At 63.9% G+C, this 21961-nt stretch carries 22 protein-coding genes; 10 read left to right on the top strand and 12 right to left on the bottom strand.

The window, feature by feature from the left end; genetic code table 11:
- Positions 1-86: 86 nt before the first annotated feature.
- Together RMCB_RS07800 and RMCB_RS07795 are read right to left on the bottom strand one after the other, a co-directional pair.
- A complete protein-coding gene (locus RMCB_RS07800) occupies positions 87-968 on the bottom strand; it encodes an alpha/beta fold hydrolase (RefSeq protein ID WP_062828355.1) in 882 nt (293 codons plus the stop codon).
- A gap of 91 nt (positions 969-1059) precedes the next feature.
- Positions 1060-1953, bottom strand: coding sequence for an aminoglycoside phosphotransferase family protein (locus RMCB_RS07795; protein WP_062828354.1), 894 nt, complete (start codon positions 1951-1953; stop codon positions 1060-1062).
- Between the two features lie 244 nt (positions 1954-2197).
- On the opposite strand from RMCB_RS07795, the gene RMCB_RS07790 reads away from it, so the two are divergent.
- Positions 2198-3007: an LLM class F420-dependent oxidoreductase gene (locus RMCB_RS07790; RefSeq protein ID WP_062828303.1), complete on the top strand. Its 810-nt coding sequence runs from the start codon at positions 2198-2200 to the stop codon at positions 3005-3007.
- Between the two features lie 129 nt (positions 3008-3136).
- Here RMCB_RS07790 and RMCB_RS07785 read toward each other — a convergent pair whose 3' ends face one another.
- The 4 genes from RMCB_RS07785 to RMCB_RS07770 form a co-directional block, all read right to left on the bottom strand.
- Positions 3137-4303, bottom strand: a complete 1167-nt coding sequence (locus RMCB_RS07785) for a 4-hydroxybenzoate 3-monooxygenase (RefSeq protein ID WP_201028250.1) — start codon at positions 4301-4303, stop codon at positions 3137-3139.
- 145 nt (positions 4304-4448) lie between these two features.
- Positions 4449-5291 (bottom strand): AraC family transcriptional regulator, encoded by an 843-nt coding sequence (locus tag RMCB_RS07780; protein WP_234792032.1) that lies wholly within the window; start codon positions 5289-5291, stop codon positions 4449-4451.
- Between the two features lie 39 nt (positions 5292-5330).
- On the bottom strand, positions 5331-6452 hold the full coding sequence (locus RMCB_RS07775) for an oxygenase MpaB family protein (protein WP_062828301.1): 1122 nt from the start codon (positions 6450-6452) through the stop codon (positions 5331-5333).
- Between the two features lie 489 nt (positions 6453-6941).
- A complete protein-coding gene (locus tag RMCB_RS07770; protein ID WP_062828300.1) occupies positions 6942-7508 on the bottom strand; it encodes a TetR/AcrR family transcriptional regulator in 567 nt (188 codons plus the stop codon).
- Positions 7509-7602: 94 nt separating this feature from the next.
- Here RMCB_RS07770 and RMCB_RS07765 point away from each other — a divergent pair, with 94 nt between their 5' ends.
- The 4 genes from RMCB_RS07765 to RMCB_RS07755 all read left to right on the top strand — a co-directional run bounded on the left by RMCB_RS07765 (position 7603) and on the right by RMCB_RS07755 (position 11150).
- Positions 7603-8457, top strand: coding sequence for an alpha/beta hydrolase (locus RMCB_RS07765; RefSeq protein WP_062828299.1), 855 nt, complete (start codon positions 7603-7605; stop codon positions 8455-8457).
- Positions 8458-8512: 55 nt separating this feature from the next.
- Positions 8513-8659, top strand: a complete 147-nt coding sequence (locus RMCB_RS35995; RefSeq protein WP_165606261.1) for a hypothetical protein — start codon at positions 8513-8515, stop codon at positions 8657-8659.
- 154 nt (positions 8660-8813) lie between these two features.
- Positions 8814-10499, top strand: a complete 1686-nt coding sequence (locus RMCB_RS07760; protein ID WP_062828298.1) for a GMC family oxidoreductase — start codon at positions 8814-8816, stop codon at positions 10497-10499.
- Positions 10500-10610: 111 nt separating this feature from the next.
- On the top strand, positions 10611-11150 hold the full coding sequence (locus RMCB_RS07755; RefSeq protein ID WP_072278428.1) for a GNAT family N-acetyltransferase: 540 nt from the start codon (positions 10611-10613) through the stop codon (positions 11148-11150).
- A gap of 51 nt (positions 11151-11201) precedes the next feature.
- Here the strand turns inward: RMCB_RS07755 and RMCB_RS07750 are convergent, their stop codons facing one another.
- Entirely contained in the window at positions 11202-11816 is a 615-nt protein-coding gene (locus RMCB_RS07750; protein WP_062828297.1) for a hypothetical protein, read from the bottom strand.
- A 158-nt stretch (positions 11817-11974) separates the two neighbouring features.
- On the opposite strand from RMCB_RS07750, the gene RMCB_RS07745 reads away from it, so the two are divergent.
- The 5 genes from RMCB_RS07745 (at position 11975) to RMCB_RS07725 (ending at position 16216) form a co-directional block, all read left to right on the top strand.
- Complete coding sequence (locus tag RMCB_RS07745) at positions 11975-12541, top strand: hemerythrin domain-containing protein (protein WP_029373449.1); 567 nt, start codon at positions 11975-11977, stop codon at positions 12539-12541.
- 151 nt (positions 12542-12692) lie between these two features.
- A complete protein-coding gene (locus tag RMCB_RS07740; RefSeq protein WP_062828296.1) occupies positions 12693-14063 on the top strand; it encodes an NAD(P)/FAD-dependent oxidoreductase in 1371 nt (456 codons plus the stop codon).
- Between the two features lie 146 nt (positions 14064-14209).
- Positions 14210-14665, top strand: coding sequence for a hypothetical protein (locus RMCB_RS07735; protein WP_062828295.1), 456 nt, complete (start codon positions 14210-14212; stop codon positions 14663-14665).
- Positions 14666-14765: 100 nt separating this feature from the next.
- A complete protein-coding gene (locus RMCB_RS07730) occupies positions 14766-15128 on the top strand; it encodes a metallopeptidase family protein (RefSeq protein WP_062828294.1) in 363 nt (120 codons plus the stop codon).
- Positions 15129-15307: 179 nt separating this feature from the next.
- Positions 15308-16216 (top strand): acyl-ACP desaturase, encoded by a 909-nt coding sequence (locus RMCB_RS07725; protein ID WP_062828293.1) that lies wholly within the window; start codon positions 15308-15310, stop codon positions 16214-16216.
- A gap of 25 nt (positions 16217-16241) precedes the next feature.
- Here RMCB_RS07725 and RMCB_RS07720 read toward each other — a convergent pair whose 3' ends face one another.
- The 5 genes from RMCB_RS07720 to RMCB_RS07700 form a co-directional block, all read right to left on the bottom strand.
- Positions 16242-17339 (bottom strand): enolase C-terminal domain-like protein, encoded by a 1098-nt coding sequence (locus RMCB_RS07720; protein WP_062828292.1) that lies wholly within the window; start codon positions 17337-17339, stop codon positions 16242-16244.
- Between the two features lie 25 nt (positions 17340-17364).
- A complete protein-coding gene (locus RMCB_RS07715; RefSeq protein ID WP_234792044.1) occupies positions 17365-18915 on the bottom strand; it encodes a GMC family oxidoreductase in 1551 nt (516 codons plus the stop codon).
- An 85-nt stretch (positions 18916-19000) separates the two neighbouring features.
- Positions 19001-19711 carry a gluconate 2-dehydrogenase subunit 3 family protein gene (locus RMCB_RS07710; protein WP_062828290.1) on the bottom strand — a complete coding sequence of 237 codons (711 nt, stop codon included), beginning with the start codon at positions 19709-19711 and terminating at the stop codon, positions 19001-19003.
- On the bottom strand, positions 19711-20160 hold the full coding sequence (locus tag RMCB_RS07705) for a hypothetical protein (protein WP_062828289.1): 450 nt from the start codon (positions 20158-20160) through the stop codon (positions 19711-19713). The genes RMCB_RS07710 and RMCB_RS07705 overlap by 1 nt, the downstream gene beginning before the upstream one ends.
- Entirely contained in the window at positions 20157-21956 is a 1800-nt protein-coding gene (locus RMCB_RS07700; protein WP_062828288.1) for a thiamine pyrophosphate-requiring protein, read from the bottom strand. Before RMCB_RS07700 ends, RMCB_RS07705 begins: the two co-directional genes overlap by 4 nt.
- Between the last annotated feature and the right edge of the window lie 5 nt (positions 21957-21961).

Below are 21961 nucleotides of genomic sequence, written 5' to 3'. Positions count from 1 at the left end.
TGGATCTCGATAACCGTGGCGCCGAATTGCTGTTCCAGTACCCGTAATCAGAAGACGGCCGCCGCCGGCTGACGGACCCGGCCCCGCTATCCCTCGGTGTGCTGCTGGGCGAAATCGCGTATACAGGCACTGACACCAGTGATGTCCTCACAAGGCAACATATGTGAAGCATGCGGCCACAGGCGATGACTCCAGGACGGCACAACGCTCCGCATTCGCTCGATTCCTTTCGCAGAGTCGTGAATGGTGCGGCCCGCCAACAGGACCTGTACCGGCACATCGATCGATCGCAGCAGAGAGTCAGGCGCAAAACGTGGAAACGGGGTGCCGAACGACGCGAAGGCTGAGCCGGCTGCCATCACCAGCTGCATCACGCTGTCGAGCAAGCTGCCCGACTCTGGTCGACCAAGCAGCTCCGCTACGGTGCGCTCCTTGCGTTCCGCTCCTGGCACCAGCAGTAAGACTCCGGTCCGCCAGAATTTCGATGACAATCGAGCCACGGTGTTGCACGGCTCGATCAGCGTGACCGACGCCAGCCGCGCTGGTGTCCGTCCAGCAGTCTGCGCAGCCGTCCAACCCCCATACGAGTGCCCAACCAGGTGCACTCCATTCAAGGCCGGCCCGTCGAGAATCTCGTCGATGCACCGAGCGCACTGATCCGCCGTCGTCATCGATTTGGTCTGCACACTTGCACCAGGTTGACCGAGTAAATCGACTGTATAGACCGTGAATTCACCTACCAAGGCAGGTATATGTTCGGCCCACATCGCCGAGGTCGCCCAAAAGCAATGCAGCAAGACAACCGGAATCCCGCCGTCAGGTCCATGCTGGTACACCCGTACGACCCCAAACGCAGTAGCAACATCGTGGATTGCATCTGGCACCGGGCTGAGCGAACGCACACGGTCATAGACAGCCAGGTAACGATCTCGTGATTCCGCGCTCCGAAACCCCGACTTATCAGACATCGCACCCATGTCACCGCACATACCCGCTCGGGCGCAACATTGAGTGTGAGTGCGCGGCGGCAGACAGCGGGTCTTCCGTGACTGCTCGGGGCTAACGCGAAGCAGCGCTGATGCGTCCTAGGGTCCGGCGGCCTATTTGGCTGAATATCGGGTTGCTGTCGACGTAGTACCAGACTGCGCCCACGGCCTGCTGAAACGCCCAGGCCTTTCCGCGCTCCCACTCCGCATCATCGACGTCGAGACGCTCGCGGAGTACTTGACGTGGCCCAGGTTCCAAAAGATGCCACGCGCATACCAGGTCCAAAGCTGGATCTGCGGGTGCGAGTCCGCCAACGTCAAGGACACCCGCGAGGCGGCCGTTGTCTACCAAGATGTTCCCGGGCAGCAGATCGCCGTGGTTCATCACATCGGGGCTGTCTCCGCACGGCAGCTCCCGCATCGCTTCCCAGATCCGACGTAAACACTCGACATCCAGCAGGTCCGCACTGTGTGTCAAACACATCTGGACCCATTCGTCATGGGCGGCCAATTCGCCGCCGCGACCCCGACCGTCGTAGCTTCGCCCACCGGTATCGATCCGTCGCACACCGGCGATGAAATCACCCAGATCGGTTGCAAATCCCTCAGATTCCCCGGGATCGTCGTCTATCGCGACGGTTCCCTCAAGCCATGTCTGCACCAGCCACGGCATCGGGTAGTCCCCGCCGGGTACGCCGATCGCCACCGGTTCGGGGGTCGCGAACCTCGTCCGGCCGGCAAGTTGACGGGCCGCCTCCGCGTCAGCCCGCACTTCGGCCCATACCGATTCGACGTCGTCGTTCTCGAGGCGGAACCGAGCTGCCAGCTTGTCGCCGATGCGAAAGATCGCGTGGACTGTGCCGCTGGCAACGACCCTCTGCAATGGAAGGTCCCGCCAGCGCGGAAATTGTTCGTCAATCAATGCACGCACTGTCAAGGTGGAGATCGCCAACTGGCCAGCGTGCATGTCCACCGGCGCAGCCTCACACGAACAGTCCGGTCAGGCAAATGATTTGGCTGGAGGCCGTGGGTTTTCCTCTACCAACCGCGGCGACGAGTCGGCAGGTGGGGGCAAAGCGCGCCGTCCTACCGGGGCCGAATCAACCCGTCATGGTCAGGCGCTCCACCCAAATCAACCGGCAGACCCGGAATAAATCCCACCGGGGTGAACTTGGCTCGAGAGTTGCCTCTTCCCCGACCTAGGAGCATCCATGACCCGTCCCGTCCGCGTCGCCGTGCAGGTCCAGCCCGGCGGAACGACCGACTACGCCACATGGCGCGACGCCGTCCTGGCCGCCGACGACCTCGGCGCCGACGTAATCTTCGGTTACGACCACTTCCACCGCCCCGCGATGGAGGCCATCGTCGACGGCAAGCCGATCCTCTCCGACGTGCAGCCCGACGTCGCCAACTTTGAGGGCTGGACCGCACTCGCTTCGTGGGGCGAGATCACTTCACACGCCGAGATCGGGCTCCTTGTCACCGGTGTCGGCTACCGCAACGCGGACCTGCTCGCCGACATGGCGCGCACAGTCGACCACATCAGCGGCGGCCGGCTCATCCTGGGCCTCGGCGCGGGGTGGTACGAGAAGGACTACACCACCTACGGTTACGACTTCGGAACCTTCGGCTCCCGATTCGATCTGTTCGACGACAGCCTGATCCGCATCGAGAACCGGCTCGCCGCACTCATTCCGCCGCCCGTGCGCAAGATACCGATCCTCATCGGCGGCACGGGGCCCAAGCGGTCGCTGCCCGCCGTTGCCAGGCACGCCGACATCTGGCACGCGTTCCAGGATCTCGACGCGTTCCGCAGGTCCAGCGACCGCGTCGATGAGCTGGCAGCGACATTCGGCCGCAATGGCGCCGATATCGAACGCTCGACGCTGTGGGAGAACGCGCAAAGCGCCGATGGTTTCCGCGAGGCAGGCGTCACGCTGTTCCAGACCGAACTCACGGCCGACAACGGTTACGACCTCACGTCGCTCAAGCAGGTGATCACATGGCGGGACAACGGGTGACACAATTCTGCGCGCCGTCGCGCCTCTAGCTCCACTGCTGGTCCGGCCCGGATTGGTTATGGCAGTCGAACCGCGTCACGCCATCGAGCCGTAGCTGATCCACCGGGCCCGGCAGAACAGAATCCAGCTCTAAGCACCAGACCGAGCCAGCGGCAACATCATCCGCTCCAACTCGGCGCGCGCCAGCCGCTTACGGAATTCGCCCGCATAAGAGGGATCCCCGGCATCGTGCATGACATTGGTGATCCACACCGCGTGCACTTGCGTATCCCAGATGTGGCCCAGGCGGGTCTGCGAGTAACTCTCGAGCTGGACCGAGTCTTCTTTTTGCACATACTGTGTGACCGCGCGTGCGAAGGCATCGGCGTCGTCGAGCGCCAGGCTCATGCCCTTGGCGCTCATCGGCGAAACCAGGTGGGCCGCGTCGCCCAGAAGATATAGAGCGCGGTACTGCATCGGGCTGTGTACTACATTGCTCAGTGGCACGATTTGCTTGTCCGTGATTGGTCCGGTTGCCGCGGGTGGCGCGCCGAATCGGGCGTCGACTTCAATCCAAATCCGCTCGTCCGGCCACTGCTCAAGGCCATCGGTCAGGGGGCATTGCAGATAGAAACGGCTCAGGTTTGGCCCGCGGGTGATCTGTGCGGCAAAACCCCTGGAGTGCACAGCCATTACCGCAGGTGGGTCCGCTCGAACCGCGGAAAGAAAAGCGAGCCAAGCGTATCCGTGCTCATACGAGTAGCTCGTCAAAGTACCAGCAGGGATGGATTGGCGACTGATTCCGCGGTAGCCATCGCAGCCGGCTATGAAATCACAGTTGATCACCTCGTCGGCGCCCGCTGCATGCCGATATCGGACGGTCGGTCGCTGCGAATCTAGTCCGTGCAGCGCGACGTCCACTTCGAAACGCAGATCGCCGCCGTCGCGCAAGAAGACCTCGATGAGATTGCCAACCAAAACCTGCTGAGGACAAAAGATTCCGGGCTCGTCGTCAAGGACGTCCAGGGCTCTCCATATCCGTTCCTGCCCGTCGATACGCAGCGGCATACCCTCTGAGTCGGAGTCGTCATGGGCTGTCTCTGCCTCGATGACTTCAGCCAAGCCCCATTCCCGGAACATGCGGACGGCGCGACCGTCCAGTGACCCGGCCCGCTGACGCTGCTCGACATGCTTGCGGCTGTGTTTTTCCAACACGATGCAATCAATACCGTTGCGAAGAAGAAAGTTAGCGAGGGTCAGTCCAGCCACTCCGGCACCGATGATGACTACGACAGTGTTTTGGTCGATGCGGCTCACGTCTGTTCAACGCTCCTGATGGGTGATCGGGCGCCCTGGGTGGGCGCACTGCTCCTCATCACTTTGCCGCCGTTCGTTGACTGCCTCCCACCGATAACTGGACCTGCGATGCTGAAAAGTCGCCAACCTCGGATTCGTATCGCGGTCACACGCCGCGGGGATCCAGCGTCGCTTGGTATCGCCCGGGAGTTTGGCCGACGATGGCAGTGAATGCATCGATAAAGGTTGTCGGGTTCGACCATCCGCACTCGATCGCGGTGTCGGTTACGGACCGGCCGCTGGTGAGATGGGCCAGAGCGTGGTGTATGCGCAGAATAGTTCGCCAGCGTATGAAGCTCGTTCCGAGCTCGTCGTGATACAGGCGGCTCAGCGTACGTGCGCTGGCGCCGGTGGTGCGCCCCAGTTCGGCCAGGGTAGCCGACCGCCCCGGGTCGCTGCGCAGCAGTTCTGTGACGGCTCGCAACCGGTCATCGCGTGGTTCGGGCAGGTGCAGCGACTGATCCGGGGCCTCGATCAGCTCGTCGATCACAACAGCACGGAGCCGGTCGACCGCTTGCGCGCTACGCGTTTTCTGCTGATCCGTCATCGACAGAAGTGCCTCGCGCAGAAGAGGACTCACCATGAAGACGCCGGGATATCCGACCAGAGCCGAGCATGATTCGGCGGGGATCACCACCAGCCGCACGTCGGTCAAGCCATAGAAACGATGGGAATGCTCAAACCCCGGCGGAGTCCACGTCACCCGGGTCGCTGGGGCCACCCACGTCCCCTGCGCTGTGGCCGTAGCCACCACGCCAGAGGCGGCGTACACCAGCTGGCCGTCGGTGTGGGAATGGGATTCCATATGGAAGCCGTGCTCAAGCCAGCCAGCCCCATGGAACGCCTCCATAGGAGACGACAGCATTGCTTGGGCACCATTTCCCATCACCGGCGACCCTATCTGCACCCGGCCGCCAAACCAGGCGTACCTTGCACCGGTCGTCGGCACCGTACGCCGATCACGTGCCTGACTACGGCAATAAGCGCACTACCCCACCGGCGAGCCGGACGCCGGCACCTCGTTTGCCTCAGCTATTGGCGCACTCTCGCGCGCAGCGCGACGGGTGCGACTTTCCCGGAGTGCTTGCTGTGCGGACTCCAGAGTGATTTTCCGTGGATCGATCCCCTCCCGCTCAAAGCCGCTCACCGCGATTGGCAAGTACAAATACTTCAGCGGGAGCAGACGCTCGGCGATCGCGTAGAACCGCCGATACATACGCATGAAGCGGCGAGAAATATCCTCGTCCTCGGGGGTCCACTCCAGATTGAACAGCTCCTGGACATGAGCCGGATAGCTATTGACGACGACTTGCCGGCGCCCTGCCCACCACGGCCACACAAATTTCTTCAGGACTGGGGGCCACCACCACGGCGCCAAGCGGCGCTCCATGAATTGTTCCAGCATGACCTGCGTTACTTGAGATTTCACCAGCCGATTACGTTCGATGTTGTCCAGATACCGTTCGAAGTCGTCGTACGTCTCAGGCTGAGAACTGTCGTCCACGCCCAACAGGCTGTACCACTCCTTGGATTCCTCAAATATCTGCTCTTTTATCGCTCGTGGCATTGATCCGTCGAAATACAGCTGCTCGATTATTACTATCAATAGATAGTAGAAGAAAGTGACATGCGCGAAGTAGAAGGTTTCTGCGTTCAATGCGTTATACATACCGCCATGCAGCGTGCCTTTGACGGGCTTGTGCATATTCCTGGTCTTCAGTCCGTATTTCTTCGCTTCAGCCGGACTGCCGTACACCGTGCCGTAAATATACTCCCGAGATCTCCGGGTCCGCTCCTTATATATTTTGGCGCGGGCGCCGAAAGAACTGTCACCAGTGAAAAGAACAGAACTCGAGGTCGCTTGGCCCATCTGCGGCCAAGCGCCCGCAATCGGACCCATTACCGGGCTGCCGAAGAACGCGACATCGAGACGCCCCCAGTACTTCCAGATCAGAGAGCCAGGAGGAATTGGGTGCTGACAAAGGTCTTTCCGGGACAAGCTGTCATCACCGGTAAGTTCTGGCACCTTGACTTCGTCAGGAATCACCAGCTCCGGATCAAACGTTGTCTGCATGATTTTCTTGAGCGCCTTGAACCCCCGGGCCGCCATCTAAAACTCCTCGCGTTGCCGAAACCCATAACTTTGGTAAGCCTCAGTAGTCGGCCGTTCACACTCCCCGTCGCCGGTAGCTGATCGACTGTGCTCTCAGCATAAGCGCCGCAATGCCGGACTGCATTCTATTGCTCATCAAAAATGATGACGCTGCCTCACGGAGCGCCTCGACACCCCACCACGGAAGTCAAAGGCCTTGCTACGCATGGCATCGCAGACGCCACCGGCATGGCACACCGAGTGACGAGTATGGAGTTTTGCCACTAACGGTTACGTTTTCATAAGACGAATAAGTCTCCATCTGGCGTCGGCCGGCAATACAGGTGCTGGCCGTCGCAATCCGTCTGGCGATTGACCGGCCACTCGCGGCAATTTCGCTCACTGTCGCGACCTCGGTAGCATTTGCTGCAAATGCATCTTCTGAACAATTTCGAGGGGCTTTGAATAGCGGCAGGCACGGCAGCTCCTTCAAAGCCCCGATGCACATCAGCGCTTGCCCATGCGCAGGATCAGCTCGACCGCGTCCTGCGAATGGGCCGCTGGTGTCAGAACTTGTTGCAAGAGCAGGCCACGAATCGCGGCAACGGCGACGGTGGCCATGCTCAGCGCTTCCTTGGTGTCGCGCCCTTCGCGTTCCGCTAGCGAAGCCAGCATCGCGGTCAGGTCATCGAGCGAGTCGATGAACTCACAAAACTCCCCCGGCTTGTATGCGGCGAGCCCGACAACGTGAAAGAAGCCGCGGACACGCGACAACTGCTCCGGGCGGGTGTAGGCCCGCCAGATCGCCACGACGAGATCGTCAAAGGTGCCGTGCTGTGCGGACTTCAAAAGCGCCTGGTTGTCACGACACCGCTGCACCGTGAGCATGGCCGCCAAGACGCCCGAGAGCGACCCGAAGTGGTACCGCAGGAGGGCGTGGCTGGTTTCCGCCCGGGCGGCGACCTCTCGCAGTGACATCTCCGGCGAGGGAAGGGCGTCCTCGAAGGCATCGAGGAGGCGAGCCAGAAGACGCTCGCGTGCGTCGCCTCCCCTTTCCGTGCTTGACAAGATCACTCCGGCAGTTTATCCATTGGAAAACTATTATCCAATGGATAACCACTGCCGAGGACGCGGCGCCGCCCAGCCGGCCAGTTGTGAAGGATCTTCGATGAGCACCTTGTGGCACGGCTGTCTCGCCGACACCGACTATTTCGAGATGCGGTCCAGCGGTGGGCTCGACTACGGCGTCTGGGTCACCACGCCACCGGGCTACGACCCCGCGACGACCCGAGCGCCTGCCGTGTATGTGCTCGACGGCAACTGGGCAGTGGGCCTGACGGCTCCGCTCATCGTCACGCAGATGGACCCCATGCAACAGATCCAGCCCTACATCCAAGTCAGCGTCGGCTATGCGGGCGAGGAGGCGCAGGACTGGGATCGGCTGCGCAACAGAGACCTCGTACCCCCCGGCGAACCCATCGCCAAGGAGCTCGTCGATGCCGTTGAGCTGGGACTGCGAGCGGGCGCGAGGACACGCGAGGAGGCCGACGCCTACCTCGCCGAGCTTCGCGACACCCACGCCGATGTATTCCTGAGCTTCCTCACCACGGAACTGCACCCGCGGATCGAACGCGAATATGGCACAGCCACAAGCGGTCACGGCCTCTTCGGCTACTCCTACGGCGGGCTTTTCAGTCTCTACACCTGGCTCACCGGCGCCGCCCTCTTCGAGAGCATCGGAGCGGGCAGCCCGGGCGTCGTCGCTGAGGACAGCCGCGTCTTCGCCCAGCTCGATGAGATGGGTGACAGCCGGCGTGCCGCCAAGCTTCACGTGACCTTCAACGACCGCGAGCTTCTCGGAAGCCTGGCGGTCTACCGAAACCTGGCGAGGAACGCGGTCACCGTCCTTCACCGCCTCACCTCATGCAGCGAGGCCGTCACCAGCGAGATCTTGTACGAAACGCACGTCACCGGCCTGCAGGCCTCGTTCCTCAGTTATCTCAGGACCTGTCGACCCCTGTAGACAGGTCCTGTCGCCAATCCGCCCGAACGCGTTGGTGCAGGCGGACAATTGCTGTATGTCCATAGCGCTCTGGATCCTCGTTGCGGTGCTCGCTGTCGGTGCGATCGCGGGCGGATTGCTACGGATACGGGCGTGGCTGCAAAAGCCCGCCCCGCCCGAGGTGATCGAGGCCGCGCGTCGTCGCGAGGAAGGAAAAGACTGACCACACCGCACCGACCGCGTATTTCGTTGCCGCCCAGGCATCCTCCCCTGCGGGGTGCGGAATTCTCGCTCGTTCGGTCCCGGGCTCGAGCTGCGCTGATACGGTCACCGCACACTAAGATGTGCAGCCGACGCCATGGAGGAACGATCCCGGAATGAGCCGCGTCGCGGATTTCGACTTCATCGTCGTGGGAGCAGGCAGTGCGGGCTGCCTGCTCGCCAATCGGCTCAGTGCCAACCCTGACCACCGCGTGCTCTTGATCGAGGCCGGCGGCAAAGACGACTGGTTCTGGATCAAGGTGCCGGTGGGCTACCTGTACACCATTGCCAACCCCCGCACTGACTGGTGCTTCACCACCGAGCCCGACCCAGGTCTGGCCGGCCGTAGCATCATCTACGCGCGGGGGCGCGTGGTCGGCGGCTGCTCGTCGATCAACGCCATGATCCACATGCGCGGACAGTCAAGCGATTACGACCTGTGGGCGCAGGCTACTGGTGACGACCGCTGGCTGTGGGGCGGTCCTGACAGTCCCGGCGAGACACTGGCGATCTACAAAGAGCTGGAAGACTACTTCGGCGGAGCAGACGAGTGGCACGGCACCGGTGGTGAGATCCGTGTCGAGCAGCCGCGGGTGCGCTGGAAGATCTTGGACGCCTGGCAGGCTGCCGCCGCTCAGACGGACATCGCGCCGATCGAGGAGTTCAACCGGGGCGACAACTCCGGCAGCGCCTACTTTCACGTCAACCAGCGCCGTGGCCGTCGCTGGTCGATGGCTGATGCATTCCTGCACCCCATCGGTCACCGGGCCAATCTCACCGTCTACACCCAGACTCAGGCCCTGCAGCTGCTGATGGACAACGAGGTCCACGAGGATCAGCGTCGCGGTGCCTGGACCACGGCGCAGCACCGCGTCACCGGCGTGCGCCTGCTCAAGGGTGGCCAAACCATCGATGTCCATGCCCGCCGCGAGGTGATCCTGAGCGCTGGAGCGATCGGGTCTCCGCATCTCATGCAGCTCTCGGGTCTGGGCCCGGCGAGCCTGCTCACCCAGCATCAGGTGCCGGTGGCCGTCGATTTGCCAGGTGTGGGCGAAAACCTCCAGGACCACCTGCAGCTGCGGACGGTCTACCGCGTGCGGGGTGCCCGTACCGTCAATACGCTGTACCGGAATTGGATTACCCGCGGCGGCATGGGACTTCAATACGTGACACTGCGGTCGGGACCGATGACCATGCCGCCCTCGACGCTCGGGGCTTTCGCGAAAAGCGATCCGGCGCTGGCCAGTCCAGATTTGGAGTGGCATGTGCAGCCTCTGTCCTTGCCCAAGTTCGGCGAACCCCTGCACCGCTTCGGAGCGATCACCCCCTCGGTATGCAACCTGCGACCGAGCTCGCGCGGACATGTGCGCATGGCCAGTGCAGATCCGCTCACCAACCCCAAGATCTTGTGCAATTACCTGTCCACCGATGACGATCGTCAACTCGCCGTACGCGGACTGCGGATGACGCGCCAGATCATGGCGGCGCCGGCGCTGGCTCCCTACGAACCGCAAGAGCTCCTCCCCGGCCCGGAATTGGTGAGCGACGAACACCTGCAGCAGGCCGCCCGTGAACTCGGGACAACGATCTTCCACCCGGTGGGCACCTGCGCGATGGGAGCCTTTGACACACAAGGTAACCCCGTGTCGGCCAGCACGGTTCTCGACACCGACTGTCGGGTGTATCGCGTTGCGGGCCTTCGAGTGGTGGATGCTTCGGCGATGCCCACCATCACTTCCGGCAACACCAACGCGCCGGTAATGCTGATCGCGGAGCGCGCTGCACGGGCGATCCTGGGGTAGCGCGATCGACATCGACGGGTCCCTCGCCCGCACGCCCCAGTTGTCAGGCCCCAGATGAGTGTTCCGTTGTTGACTAGGCTCAAGGGCAACTGCAACCGCGGGAGTAAAGCAATGCGCTATGCCGCCATGCAAACCTCACTTTCCACCGCCCGCTTGAACATGGAGTTGCGCAGCGAGCGCGATGCCGAATGGAACTATGAACTACTTGGAGAGCATGAAGGCGGAGTAACCGAATCGCTACAGAGCGTCCGCGACAGGATGGCCTCGCAACGAATGCTGGCCGAGCAGAACGGTATTGGGCTGCTGACGATTCGCCGGCGCGCTGATGCCGAACCGCTGGGTTATTGCGGACTGATCGTCGGCCGCTGCACTCTCGACGAGCCGGAAATCGCCTTCGAATTGTTCAAACGCTTCCACGGTCAGGGCTATGGGACCGAGGCCGCCCGCGCGGTGCTCGACGCCGCCTTCGCCACGGGTCGCCGCCGGATCTGGTCGACGGTCGGCGGATGGAACAAGCCGTCGCTGCGCGTCTTGGAGAAGATCGGGTTTGAACGCCATCACGAAACCGTCGACGATCGCGGACGTCCGCTGATCTACCTCACCCGAGAAGCCTCAACGCTGCATGGCCAACCGGCGCGTGAACTCGGGTAAGCCGGCCGGCCAGCTGACAGTCACGCGCGCGACGTGCTGGTGTGCCTGAACCTAGAACTGCAGTGAGTACGTGTTGGCCACATCGTCCTGAATGACGGCGGCGTCACGGGCAGTGGTGTCCACGCTGAGTGGGGTGGCGAGGACGCGGGTCTCGTAGCGCCACCCTTCCGGCAACGTCAGACGCCGAGCAAGGTCGGGCAGATCTTCGAGAGACAAGGCGTTGTCGATGGTCTGGCTCCAGGTCTGCATGACCCAGCGCCGGTCTCCGGGGTCGACGAGTTCGAACACCGGTCGGCCGACGCCGAAAGTGAACACTGTGCGACGGTCCACATGATTGACGTTGTAAGGGGCCGGGTTCTGTGAGGAGAGCTTCACCGTGGCCTGCTCAATCATGGCGATACCCCCGAAGGTCTTGGTTGCTCGTGGGTGCTCGGCAACCTTTTCGATTGTGCTCATCAGCCAATATCGCGGACCGTTGAGCAGGGCCGCCATCGCCCCGTTCTCTTTCGCAATGGCTGCGGCGTCGAGGTTGTCCCACAGCTCGGCCGGGCAGTCGTTGAGCGGAAAGCTGTTGTAGACGGTGGCCTCCAACCCGGATTCGCCATTGCGTAGCAAAAGCACCTCGCCATAGCGCTTACCGAACACGTCATCCGAGCGTTCAGCCATGGCGTTCCTCCACTTTCAGCCCCGGTCGCAGGCGCAGCCTACCGTGGACTGCTGACGACGTTGAGGACGTTTGACGCCTGGCTGCCGGGGTACTAGAGCGTGGTGGCGTGCACAGCCCGCGCGCGCTCGCACTCCCCCACGACAGGAGGACTACCGCCGTGGCCGAAATGATCATTCAAACGCCCGAGGAAGTTGTCGCGTTCCTCAAAGCACAGCACGCCCTGATCGAGGACATGTTTGACCAGGTGCTTCTCGCTTCAGACCCGAAAGCCCGTGAGAAGCCCTTCATCGCGCTGCGCCAGCTGCTCGCCGTGCACGAGACGGCCGAGGAGATGATCGTCCATCCTCGGGTACGCCGCGAGTTCGACGGCGCAGACTCCATTGTGGATGCGCGACTGCAGGAGGAGCACGACGCGAAAGAGCTGCTTTCGGGGATCGAGGCCCTCGACATCACCTCCCAGGAGTTCATCGATGAGCTGACCAAGCTGCGGGACGCGGTGCTCGAGCACGCCGAGCATGAGGAAAACGAGGAATTTCCCAAGCTGCAGCAAGAACTCGACGCCGATGAGCTCAAGCAGATGACGACAGCGGTGAAAGCGGCCGAGGCGATCGCGCCGACCCGTCCGCATCCGGGCGTGGAATCGGCGAAGCTGAATTTTGCGGTGGGACCGTTCGCATCGATGCTTGACCGCGCCCGCGACGTGATCAAACAAGCCATCGGCTAGAGATCCGGGTTCATTCGTTGCCGGAACACACCACGACGTCGGCGCCCGGGATTGCGCTGGTGCGGCATGGCCCGCCCGATCGGCTGGTGGGCATTTAAACCGTCGTGGCACAGTTGGTTCGATGACCATGACGGTTGGAGGCCGAGTCGATATGGGAAATGCACGTCCCAGAGTGCTCATCGTCGGAGGAGGGTTCGGCGGCTTGTTCTGCGCCCGCCGCCTGGGCGGCCTCGACGTCGACGTCACGCTGCTGGACCGGGCCGCGTGCCACGTATTCCAGCCGCTGCTCTATCAATGTGCGACAGGCACTTTGAGCATTGGCCAGATCAGCCGTTCACTGCGCGAGGAACTCGCACGTCACCGCAATGTCACAACCCTGCTCGGCGAGGCCATTCGGCTCGACGCCGAGGGGCGGCGCGTCACGGCTCGTCGTCCCGACGAATCGACATTCGACGTCGACTACGACTATCTGGTGATTGCAGCCGGCATGCGTCAGTCGTACTTCGGCAAGGAGGAATTCGCCACCTGGGCACCCGGCATGAAGACTCTCGACGACGCACTGAGTATCCGCCGTCGCGTGTTCGCTGCCTTCGAGATCGCCGAGACGCTGCCTGCCGGCCCGGAGCGGGACCAGTGGCTCACGTTCGTCGTCACCGGCGCAGGTCCCACGGGTGTCGAATTGGCTGGACAGATCAGGGAACTGGCGACTCGTGCGCTGGCCAACGAGTTTCACAGTATCAATCCCGAGGACGCACGCGTGTTGCTCTTCGACGGAGGCGACCGGGTTCTGAAGAGCTTCCCGCCGGCGCTCGCCGACAGAGCGTCGCGGACGCTCGACGAATTGGGCGTCGAGCTACATTTCGGCGTCCACGTGACCGACGTCCGTCGCGACGGTGTCACGGTGAGCTCCAAGGGCGGTGGCCCGGACGAGGATTACGCCACCCGTACAGTGCTGTGGACTGCCGGTGTCGAAGGCGTTCCCTTCGCGCGGCACGCCGCCGAGGCGCTGGGCGCTCGCACCGACCGGTCAGGTCGCATCTCCGTCGACGCCGATCTGTCGGTACCCGGCCATCCCGAGGTGTTCGTCATCGGGGACCTGGCTGGCCGCGACGGATTGCCCGGCGTCGCGGAGAACGCGATGCAGGGTGGGCTGCACGTCGCCGCCTGCCTCAAGCGCGACCTCGCGGGCCGGAGACGCAAAGACTTCCGGTACCGCGATCTGGGATCGGCGGCCTACATCAGCCGCGGACAGGCCGTGCTGCAGGCCGGGCCGGTGAAGCTCTCGGGTGTCCTGGGGTGGCTCGGCTGGGGATTCATCCATATCGCCTTCCTCACCGGGGTGCGTAACCGCTTCAGCACGGTCGGAACATGGATGGTGTCCATCGCGCGGGCCAACCGCAGCGACCGGTCGTTCATTCTGGGCGGGTCCGGCCATCCCGAGGAGCCCTACACCTGGGAGTCACCGGTGCACCAGGGTTACCACTCGCCGGGCACGAACTCCGAGAGCAGCCAGACGGCATAACGAAGCGCTAGCCGCGCCAGGCCCGACATGACCTCATTTCGTTATGAATGTTTATCTCAACTGTCACATGGGCAACTCTAGTAACGGCGGTTGGCGTCGCCGACCCCGTCCGAACAGCAAAGAATAGAGTCGAATGGAACATCGGAATGAACACCATCCTGTACGTGCGTCCCACCGGCGTCGCCCTTGAAACCCAGGCCTTCAGCCAAGCCGACATAGCCGAGCTCATCAAAGACTATGCGCTCGAGAGTCTGACCAGCACTGACCGGCAGTTCGACTTTTGGTTCGCGCCGTCGACACAGTCATGCCAAGACCGACCCAATCGTCGCGCCACCGAATTACTCCTAGCAACAACACTGTTCACGCCGAAGACCGTGCCCATGCTGCGCGGCGGCGTCGTCGTCGCGACCCATGACGCCGACGGCAACCTCGACGGGCTGAGCTGGCAGCAGTTGGACCTGCTGGCGCACCGCAGCCGCGCACTGACCGAGCGCGACCATCGCCTACTCGACCGCAGGATCGCGCGTCTGCTTCCCTCCCGCGACGGCGCGCAGTCTCGACACCAGCCCGCCACGATCCGGCCTGTCCGCCCCGGACGCTGACGACGCCGTCTGCCAACGGATTTGAGACAGTAACGTCATCCCGCCTTCGCTACGACCGAATCGGATTTGACCCAGCATCGGCCCTGGCACTATTGGAGAGATGGATGCGCACTCGGAACCGGGTCGCACTGATCCGTTCGAAGATGCGATCGACAACGCGCTGAGATCCCTGCCCGCCCAACTCCGTGCCGCGATGAGCAACGTGGAGATCGTCATCGAAGACGAGCCTCCCGACGGACAGCGGCTGCTCGGCCTGTACCGGGGCATACCGCTGCCACGGAGGAACAGCGCATACGGCGGAGTGCTTCCCGACAAGATCAGCATCTTCCGCGGGCCGATCACGCGACTCGCAGCCGGCGATGAGGACCGGCTACGCGCAGAGATCAGGCACGTCGTGCTGCATGAGATCGCCCACCACTTCGGCATCAGCGACGCGCGGTTGATCGAACTCGATCGCTACTGACGCGACGGACCGCCAACTCGGCCGGCGCACGAGCGTCGGCGATATGCACCGCCTATAAGAGTCGCCTGCGGCTAGATCCTCGATGTCATCTGCTCGCCATCAACCACTAACCTACGCTACCGTAGGTTACGGTACCGTAGGTTCTACAGCGAGTACCGACAGTGGATGAAGGGACTGACATGGATAGCCAGACAGCAGTGCTGCACGAACTGGAACCGGTTGTCGCACAGAACCTTGACCGCCACCTGGCGATGGCGCGGGAATGGTTCCCGCATGACTACGTGCCCTGGAGCCGTGGGAGAGATTTCGCGTTCTTGGGCGGTGAAGATTGGCAGCCGGAGGACTCTCCGCTGGACCCGGTCGCCAAAGTGGCGATGACCGTCAACCTGCTCACCGAGGACAACCTGCCGTCGTATCACCGCGAGATCGCCACCCGCTTCTCGCGCGACGGCGCGTGGGGCACCTGGATCGGACAGTGGACCGCAGAAGAAGGCCGTCACAGCATCGTGCTGCGCGACTATCTGGTGGTCACTCGCGGCGTCGACCCTGTGGCCCTGGAACGCCAGCGGATGGAGCACACCGTCGCGGGCTACGACGGCGGTGACAGGACTCCCCTGGCGGTCTTGGCGTACGTGTCATTCCAGGAATTGGCCACCCGGGTATCGCACCGCAATACCGGCCGGGCCTCGGGCTGCCCGGTGGCCGACCAGCTTCTTGCCCGCATCGCCGCCGACGAGAACCTGCACATGGTGTTCTACCGCAACCTGATGGCTGCGGCCCTGGAGATCGCCCCTGATGCGGCGATGGTCGCGATCCGCGACGAAGTCATCAACTTCGCGATGCCGGGCTTGGGCATGGCCGACTTCGCTCAGAACGCCATCACCATCGCGAAAGCCGGAATCTACGACCTGCGCATCCACCATGACGATGTGCTTATTCCAGTGTTGCGATTCTGGAACATCTTCGACCGCAACGATTTCGGCCCGGAGGGCGAGCGGGCTCGAGAGGAACTCATCGGTTTCCTAGGGCTACTCGACGAGCGTGCGCGGTACTACGAGGAGAAGAGGAAGCACCGCCGTACCGCTTGACGGCCGGGGCGGGCACGGCGTGGTTTCAGCACGAGTCCTGCCGATACTTGTCGGCCCCAGCGGACAGGCTCATGCCATGCCCGGATCCCGTGGTGTTGACGGGCAGCCGGCCGCCGCTCGGAGCGGGAACGCCATCGAACAACTCCGCCTCGAGTCGAGTGTGGTCGATGAAGTACTCGAGGTGTCGAAGGCGTGGGATGACCGCGGCGACAGGAACATGCAGCGCCGGTGCGCAGTGTCCCGACACGTCGAGGTTGTGTGCTGCCGCGATGTTTGCGGCGGCCAGCCAGCCGCTGTAGCCACCGCATCGGGTGACGTCGAGTTGGAGGCAGTCCACCACGGGCGCCAGTTGGCGCGCGTCGTAGCGGTTGGAGATGTACTCCCCTGCGGCGACGTCGCACCGCACGGCGCCGCGCACGGCGGCCAATCCGTCGATGTCGTCGCTGCTGACCGGTTCCTCGAACCAGGTGACGCCGAGGTGGTCCAGGGCCGCGCCCACACGGCGCGCCTGCCCGGGAGTGTATCCGCCGTTGGCATCCACCATGATCTCGACGGCGTTGCCGGCCAACTCACGAAACCGGTTGACTCGCTGCAGGTCTCGGTCGGTATCGGTGCCCCAGCATTGTCCGATCTTGATCTTCATCGCGGCACATCCCGCGTTCTGCCATACCCCGACCTGTTCGGCGAGTTCGGCGTCGTCGAGGTTGGTGAATCCTCCTGAACCGTAGATGGGTACGGAACTGCGACACCGACCCAGCACCGCAGCGAGCGGCAGGTCGCGCAGGCGGGCTCGTAGATCCCACAGCGCGATGTCGACCGCGCTGATCGCCTGCGCCACCAGGCCGCGCGTGCCGAAATTACGGCAGGCGCGGTGCATCGCATCGAATGCGCCGGGTACGTCGGCAGCGTCGCGGCCGACGACGACGCCGCGCAGGTGATGGGCTACCACCGTCGCTGCGGCCGGGGAACTGTAGGTCCAGCCGAGTCCGATGGCACCGGCTGCGTGCGCATGCACGACGACGGCGGTGGTGGCGTCCCATTCCAGGGTGCCGTCGGCTTCCGGACCCTCGGTGGGCACGCGGTAGACGCCTACGTCGAGACGCTCGACCTGGTGCGAGAACATGTGCTACACAGCCTTTCTCGATCCGTCAAGATGCGACGGCGTGATGCTTCATCAGGTCGGCGGCCCGGGCCGCGAGCGCCATGATGGTCAGCGCCGGGTTGGCGGCACCCTGGGTGGGCATCACACTGCCGTCGACGACGTAGAGGCGGTCCACTCCGAAGACGCGGTGCTCGGGATCGATGACCCCGTCCTGCGGACGGCTGGCCATCCGCGCGCCGCCCACCAGGTGCGCGTAGCGCTCGACGGTCATGACCTCTTCCGCACCAGCGGCCTTCAGCAGGTCGGCCATGACCTTGCCCGCGGCATCGATGAGCTGTTTGTCGTTGTCGCACTGGCTGTAGGCGAAGTGCGCGACCGGAAGGCCGTGGCGGTCGGTCTCATCGGCCAGGGTGACCCGGTTGTTCGGCAGTGGCAGTAGCTCGCACAAGGCTCCCAGCGTGGCCCAGTGCACGTAATCGCGCATGTATTCGCGCAGCGTCTGGCCCCAGTGGCCTTGAGCGGCAACGTGTTCAGACCATGTGATGGGCAGTGGGCTGACGGTCTGGATCGAGAATCCGCGTCGGTAGGGCTTGCTCAGGTCGGTCTCGTAGAACTGCTCGCTGCTCACTTCGGGCGGCGGCGCCTTGTACATGCGGACCTCGTCGTCGAAGCGGCCGGCCACCTGCGGGGCGCCCTGGACCATCAGGTGGCGGCCCACGTGATCGTGGCTGTTGCCGAGTCCGTCGGGGTAGCGCGACGAGGCAGACAACAACAGCAGCCGAGGGGTTTCGATGGAGTACCCGGCGATGACGACGGACTGGGCCAGCTGCCTGTGCAGCGTCCCGCCGTGCAGGTACACCACACCGGTGGCGCGCCCGGTGTCGTCGTCCACCAGAATGCGGCTGACGTGGCAATCCGGCCGGACCTCGGCGCCGTGTGCCAGCGCGTCGGGGATGTGGGTGATCAGCGGGCTCGCCTTGGCATTGACCTTGCATCCCTGAATGCAGAACCCGCGGTAGATGCAATGCGGACGATTGCCAAAGCGTCCGTTCGGGATGGCGACCGGCCCGACCCGCATGTCGAGGCCGAGTTCCTCCGCGCCGCGCAGCGCGATGAGCCCGTTGCCGCTGACCGGATGCGGGCTGTGCGGGTATGTGTGCGGATCACCCCACGGCCAATCCTGGCCTGCCACCGGTAGTTCGGCCTCGATCTGTTCGTAGTAGGGACGCAGCTCGGAGTAGTCGATGGGCCAGTCGACGCCCACGCCGTCGGTGGTGCGGGTACGGAAGTCCGATGGATGAAACCGAGGAGTGTAGCCGGCGTAGTGCACCATGGAGCCACCGACACCTCGCCCCGAGTTGTTGGAGCCCAAGGGAACCGGGTCCGATCCACCGATCTGGCGAGGGTCGGTCCAGTACAGGCCGTGCGAGCCGCGCTCGTCGCTGACCCAGTCGCGGTCAGGGTCCCAGAACGGCCCGGCGTCGAGCAGCACCACACTCCATCCGGCGCGGGCCAGCCGTTGCCCAAGGGTGGCTCCCCCGGCGCCGGCCCCGACGATGACCACGTCGACCTCGTCGTCGGGATGGTACTTGCGCATATCGGCCCGCAACCGGTGGTTGGTGCGAACACCGTTGTTGGGCAACAACCATGCCGATTCGTTGCGGCTCCGCACGCTCCTGCCGTCACCCATCGGCGCGCCCTTCGGGCAGGTCCGAATCGGCGCGCCGGGCCCGCTCCACCCGCTCGGCGAACGGAACCGGGTCGATGTCGCGGTGATCGGCGACCTCGTACCGTTCGAGCGCGTTGACGCCGGGGTTCAAGTAGCCCCGCGGGTAGGCGGGGCCCGAGAACCCCATCTCGTTCCATACCCACGGGTGGGAGTAGAACGCCGTACACGCATAGCGTGTCCACAAGCTCCACACGTGACCGGCGGGGCGGCCGTGCCAATTCTCGGCTGCGTCGGCGAGGTCCTGGACGTCCTGCAGCAGCCGCGCCTGCTTCCCGGTGGGAAGTTCGCCGTACCCGACGCCGTAGCGGTCGCGGGCATCGCTGTCGAGCGCACCCAGGGAGTCGCGCCAGGCCTGAGCATCTTCGGGCATGTCGTCGTAATGCCAGCCGTCGGTCTCCCCCGCAGCCAGCCGGGAGTCGATCAATTGCAGCACCGGGACCTTCGGCTCGGCGTCCTGGGCCAGCAGCAGGTCGAGCAACGGCTGCGCGATCGCCACCTCCTCGATCGTGAAGAACGACAACGTGGCCGGCGGCGCGAGCCGTCCGAGCACGACGCCCGCGGTGACCCGATCCCATTTGTCGGCCTGGGCCAGCACGTCGAAATCCGGGAAACGGCCACGTCCTTGCGGGGTGACCGCGTGGTGGTGTGCTGGGCGGAAGAGCATCAGCGGCTCCCCTCGCCCGGCAACGGCAGGTCCTCGCGGCGCAACAGTGCCGCGAGCAGCCCCATGCCACCGACCAGCGAGGCCAGCAGGGGGGCGAATGCCGGTGGCCCGGATTCCAGGTTGTACCGGGTCAATCCGCCGGGCCGCTGGCAGATGCCACGCCAGTGCAGGTAGGCGCCCTGCACGCCGTTGACGACGATCAGCGCGCTGGCGGCGGGCAGCACGGTGTGGGCGGCGCGGCGGGAGAAGAACCCCGCCAACCCGGCGGGCACCGCAGTCGGAACGATGACGACGGGCCAGTACATCATGCGGTTGCCGAAGCTCGCGCCATCATGGGAGAGGTAGATCTCGGCGGTGGTGACCGCCGCTCCCGCAGCGGTCAGGGCTGCCAAGGTGCGTTCGAAACGTCCGGTGCGGATGGCGTGCATCGCGGCGCGTACGGGTTTCATGAGCGGTCCTTCTTCTCGCCTGGAAAGTACTGCTGCACTTTCTGTTTGATTCCCTGCTTGATGAAGCCCGCGCTGTCGTCGTCACCACCGATCACCGCGTCGACGAGGGACTTCGCCTGCTCGAAGGTGGCGTGCGGCGGGATCGGCGGCACGTTCGGATCACAGCGGACGTCGAGAACGGTGGGCCGGTCGGCGGCCAGGGCCCGGTCCCACGCGTCGCCCAGGGCCGAGGCATCGTCGATGTTGTCGCCGTGCAAGCCGAGGCTGCGCGCGAACGCCGCAAAGTCGACGTCTGGAAGGTTCTGCGACGCATCGAATTTCGGCGAGTTCTCCATCGCCCGCATCTCCCACGTGACCTGGTTCAGATCGTTGTTGTGCAGGACCGCGATGATGAGGCGCGGGTCGGCCCACTGCTTCCAGTACTTGCTGATCGTGATCAGTTCGGCCATGCCGTTCATCTGCATCGCCCCGTCGCCGACGAAGGCGATGCCGGGTCGGTCGGGGTGGGCCCACTTCGCGCCGATGACGTAAGGCACCCCGGGCCCCATGGTGGCGAGTGTGCCGGACAGGGAGCCTCGGACGTCGCCTCGGAACTTCAGTTGACGGGCGTACCAGTTGGCCGACGAGCCGGAATCGGCAGCGATGATCGCGTTTTCGGGCATCCGCTCCGACAGCTCCCAAAAGATCCGCATCGGGTTGAGCGGCTCCGCGTCGGTCATGGCCCTGCGCTGCACGGTGGTCCACCAACTGTCCACCCACTTCTCGACCTTTTCGCGCCAGGATCGGTCGGTCTTGCGCTCCAGCAACGGAATCAGCGCCTGCAGTGTGCTTTTCGCATCACCGACGAGGTTGATCTCGTAGGGGTATCGCATTCCGATCCACTTGCCGGAGCGGTCGATCTGTACGGCTCGGGCCTGGTCGAGCTCGGGCAGGAACTGGGTGTACGGAAAATTCGAGCCGATCGTCAGCAGGGTGTCGCATTCCATCATGAGATGCCAGCTGGCGGTGGTGCCGAGCAATCCGATCGATCCGGTCACCCAGGGCAGGTCGTCGGGCAGTACATCCTTGCCCAGCAACGCTTTTGCCGCACCGGCGCCGAGCAGTTCAGCGACTTCGGTGAGCTCGGCGACGCACCCGCGGGCACCCTGCCCGACGAGCATCGCGACCTTGTGCCCAGCGTTGAGCAGGTCGGCGGTGCGGCGCAGCGCGTCGTCGTCGGGCACTACGCGTGCCTCAGACATTCCGAGACTCGAGGGCACCTGCTTGAACGCGTGCCCTGGCGGCTCGTAGGGCAACTCGAAGACGTCGGAGGGCACGATGATCGCTGTCGGTGCGCCCTCGCTGAGCGCGATGCGGATGGCGCGGTCGATGAGGTTCGGCAGCTGCTTGGGGACCGTGCACATCTGCACGTACTCACTGCAGACGTCCTTGAACAAACTGATCAGGTCGATCTCCTGCTGGTAGGAGCCGCCCATCGCGGAGCGTTCGGTCTGACCGACGATCGCCACGACCGGAACGTGGTCGAGTTTGGCGTCGTAAAGCCCGTTGAGCAGGTGCACCGCGCCGGGGCCGCTGGTGGCCACGCAGACCCCGACCTGACCGGAGAACTTGGCGAAGCCGACCGCCTCGAAAGCGGCCATCTCTTCGTGTCGTGCCTGGACGAACTGTGGCTTGTCGTCGGCGCGTTGCCATGCCGCGAGCAGCCCGTTGATGCCGTCACCAGGGAATCCGAAGACTTGTTTCACGCCCCATTCCCGCAATCGGCCCAGTAGCACGTCACCGACGGTGTCAGACATGTTGA

The organism is Mycolicibacterium brisbanense (assembly GCF_001570425.1).
Classification (GTDB): domain Bacteria; phylum Actinomycetota; class Actinomycetes; order Mycobacteriales; family Mycobacteriaceae; genus Mycobacterium; species Mycobacterium brisbanense.
This window is presented reverse-complemented; position numbering and strand designations above follow the sequence as displayed.

What these genes read in the sequence shown, in the direction of transcription:
- RMCB_RS07790 (WP_062828303.1), top strand. Translation starts at nt 2,198, where the DNA reads ATGACCCGTCCCGTCCGCGTCGCCGTGCAGGTCCAGCCCGGCGGAACG.
- RMCB_RS07705 (WP_062828289.1), bottom strand. Translation starts at nt 20,160, where the DNA reads ATGAAACCCGTACGCGCCGCGATGCACGCCATCCGCACCGGACGTTTC.
- RMCB_RS07800 (WP_062828355.1), bottom strand. Translation starts at nt 968, where the DNA reads ATGTCTGATAAGTCGGGGTTTCGGAGCGCGGAATCACGAGATCGTTAC.
- RMCB_RS07765 (WP_062828299.1), top strand. Translation starts at nt 7,603, where the DNA reads ATGAGCACCTTGTGGCACGGCTGTCTCGCCGACACCGACTATTTCGAG.
- RMCB_RS07715 (WP_234792044.1), bottom strand. Translation starts at nt 18,915, where the DNA reads ATGCGCAAGTACCATCCCGACGACGAGGTCGACGTGGTCATCGTCGGG.
- RMCB_RS07700 (WP_062828288.1), bottom strand. Translation starts at nt 21,956, where the DNA reads ATGTCTGACACCGTCGGTGACGTGCTACTGGGCCGATTGCGGGAATGG.
- RMCB_RS07720 (WP_062828292.1), bottom strand. Translation starts at nt 17,339, where the DNA reads ATGTTCTCGCACCAGGTCGAGCGTCTCGACGTAGGCGTCTACCGCGTG.
- RMCB_RS07750 (WP_062828297.1), bottom strand. Translation starts at nt 11,816, where the DNA reads ATGGCTGAACGCTCGGATGACGTGTTCGGTAAGCGCTATGGCGAGGTG.
- RMCB_RS07730 (WP_062828294.1), top strand. Translation starts at nt 14,766, where the DNA reads ATGGATGCGCACTCGGAACCGGGTCGCACTGATCCGTTCGAAGATGCG.
- RMCB_RS07755 (WP_072278428.1), top strand. Translation starts at nt 10,611, where the DNA reads ATGCGCTATGCCGCCATGCAAACCTCACTTTCCACCGCCCGCTTGAAC.
- RMCB_RS07740 (WP_062828296.1), top strand. Translation starts at nt 12,693, where the DNA reads ATGGGAAATGCACGTCCCAGAGTGCTCATCGTCGGAGGAGGGTTCGGC.
- RMCB_RS07725 (WP_062828293.1), top strand. Translation starts at nt 15,308, where the DNA reads ATGGATAGCCAGACAGCAGTGCTGCACGAACTGGAACCGGTTGTCGCA.
- RMCB_RS35995 (WP_165606261.1), top strand. Translation starts at nt 8,513, where the DNA reads ATGTCCATAGCGCTCTGGATCCTCGTTGCGGTGCTCGCTGTCGGTGCG.
- RMCB_RS07760 (WP_062828298.1), top strand. Translation starts at nt 8,814, where the DNA reads ATGAGCCGCGTCGCGGATTTCGACTTCATCGTCGTGGGAGCAGGCAGT.
- RMCB_RS07795 (WP_062828354.1), bottom strand. Translation starts at nt 1,953, where the DNA reads ATGCACGCTGGCCAGTTGGCGATCTCCACCTTGACAGTGCGTGCATTG.
- RMCB_RS07775 (WP_062828301.1), bottom strand. Translation starts at nt 6,452, where the DNA reads ATGGCGGCCCGGGGGTTCAAGGCGCTCAAGAAAATCATGCAGACAACG.
- RMCB_RS07710 (WP_062828290.1), bottom strand. Translation starts at nt 19,711, where the DNA reads ATGCTCTTCCGCCCAGCACACCACCACGCGGTCACCCCGCAAGGACGT.
- RMCB_RS07735 (WP_062828295.1), top strand. Translation starts at nt 14,210, where the DNA reads ATGAACACCATCCTGTACGTGCGTCCCACCGGCGTCGCCCTTGAAACC.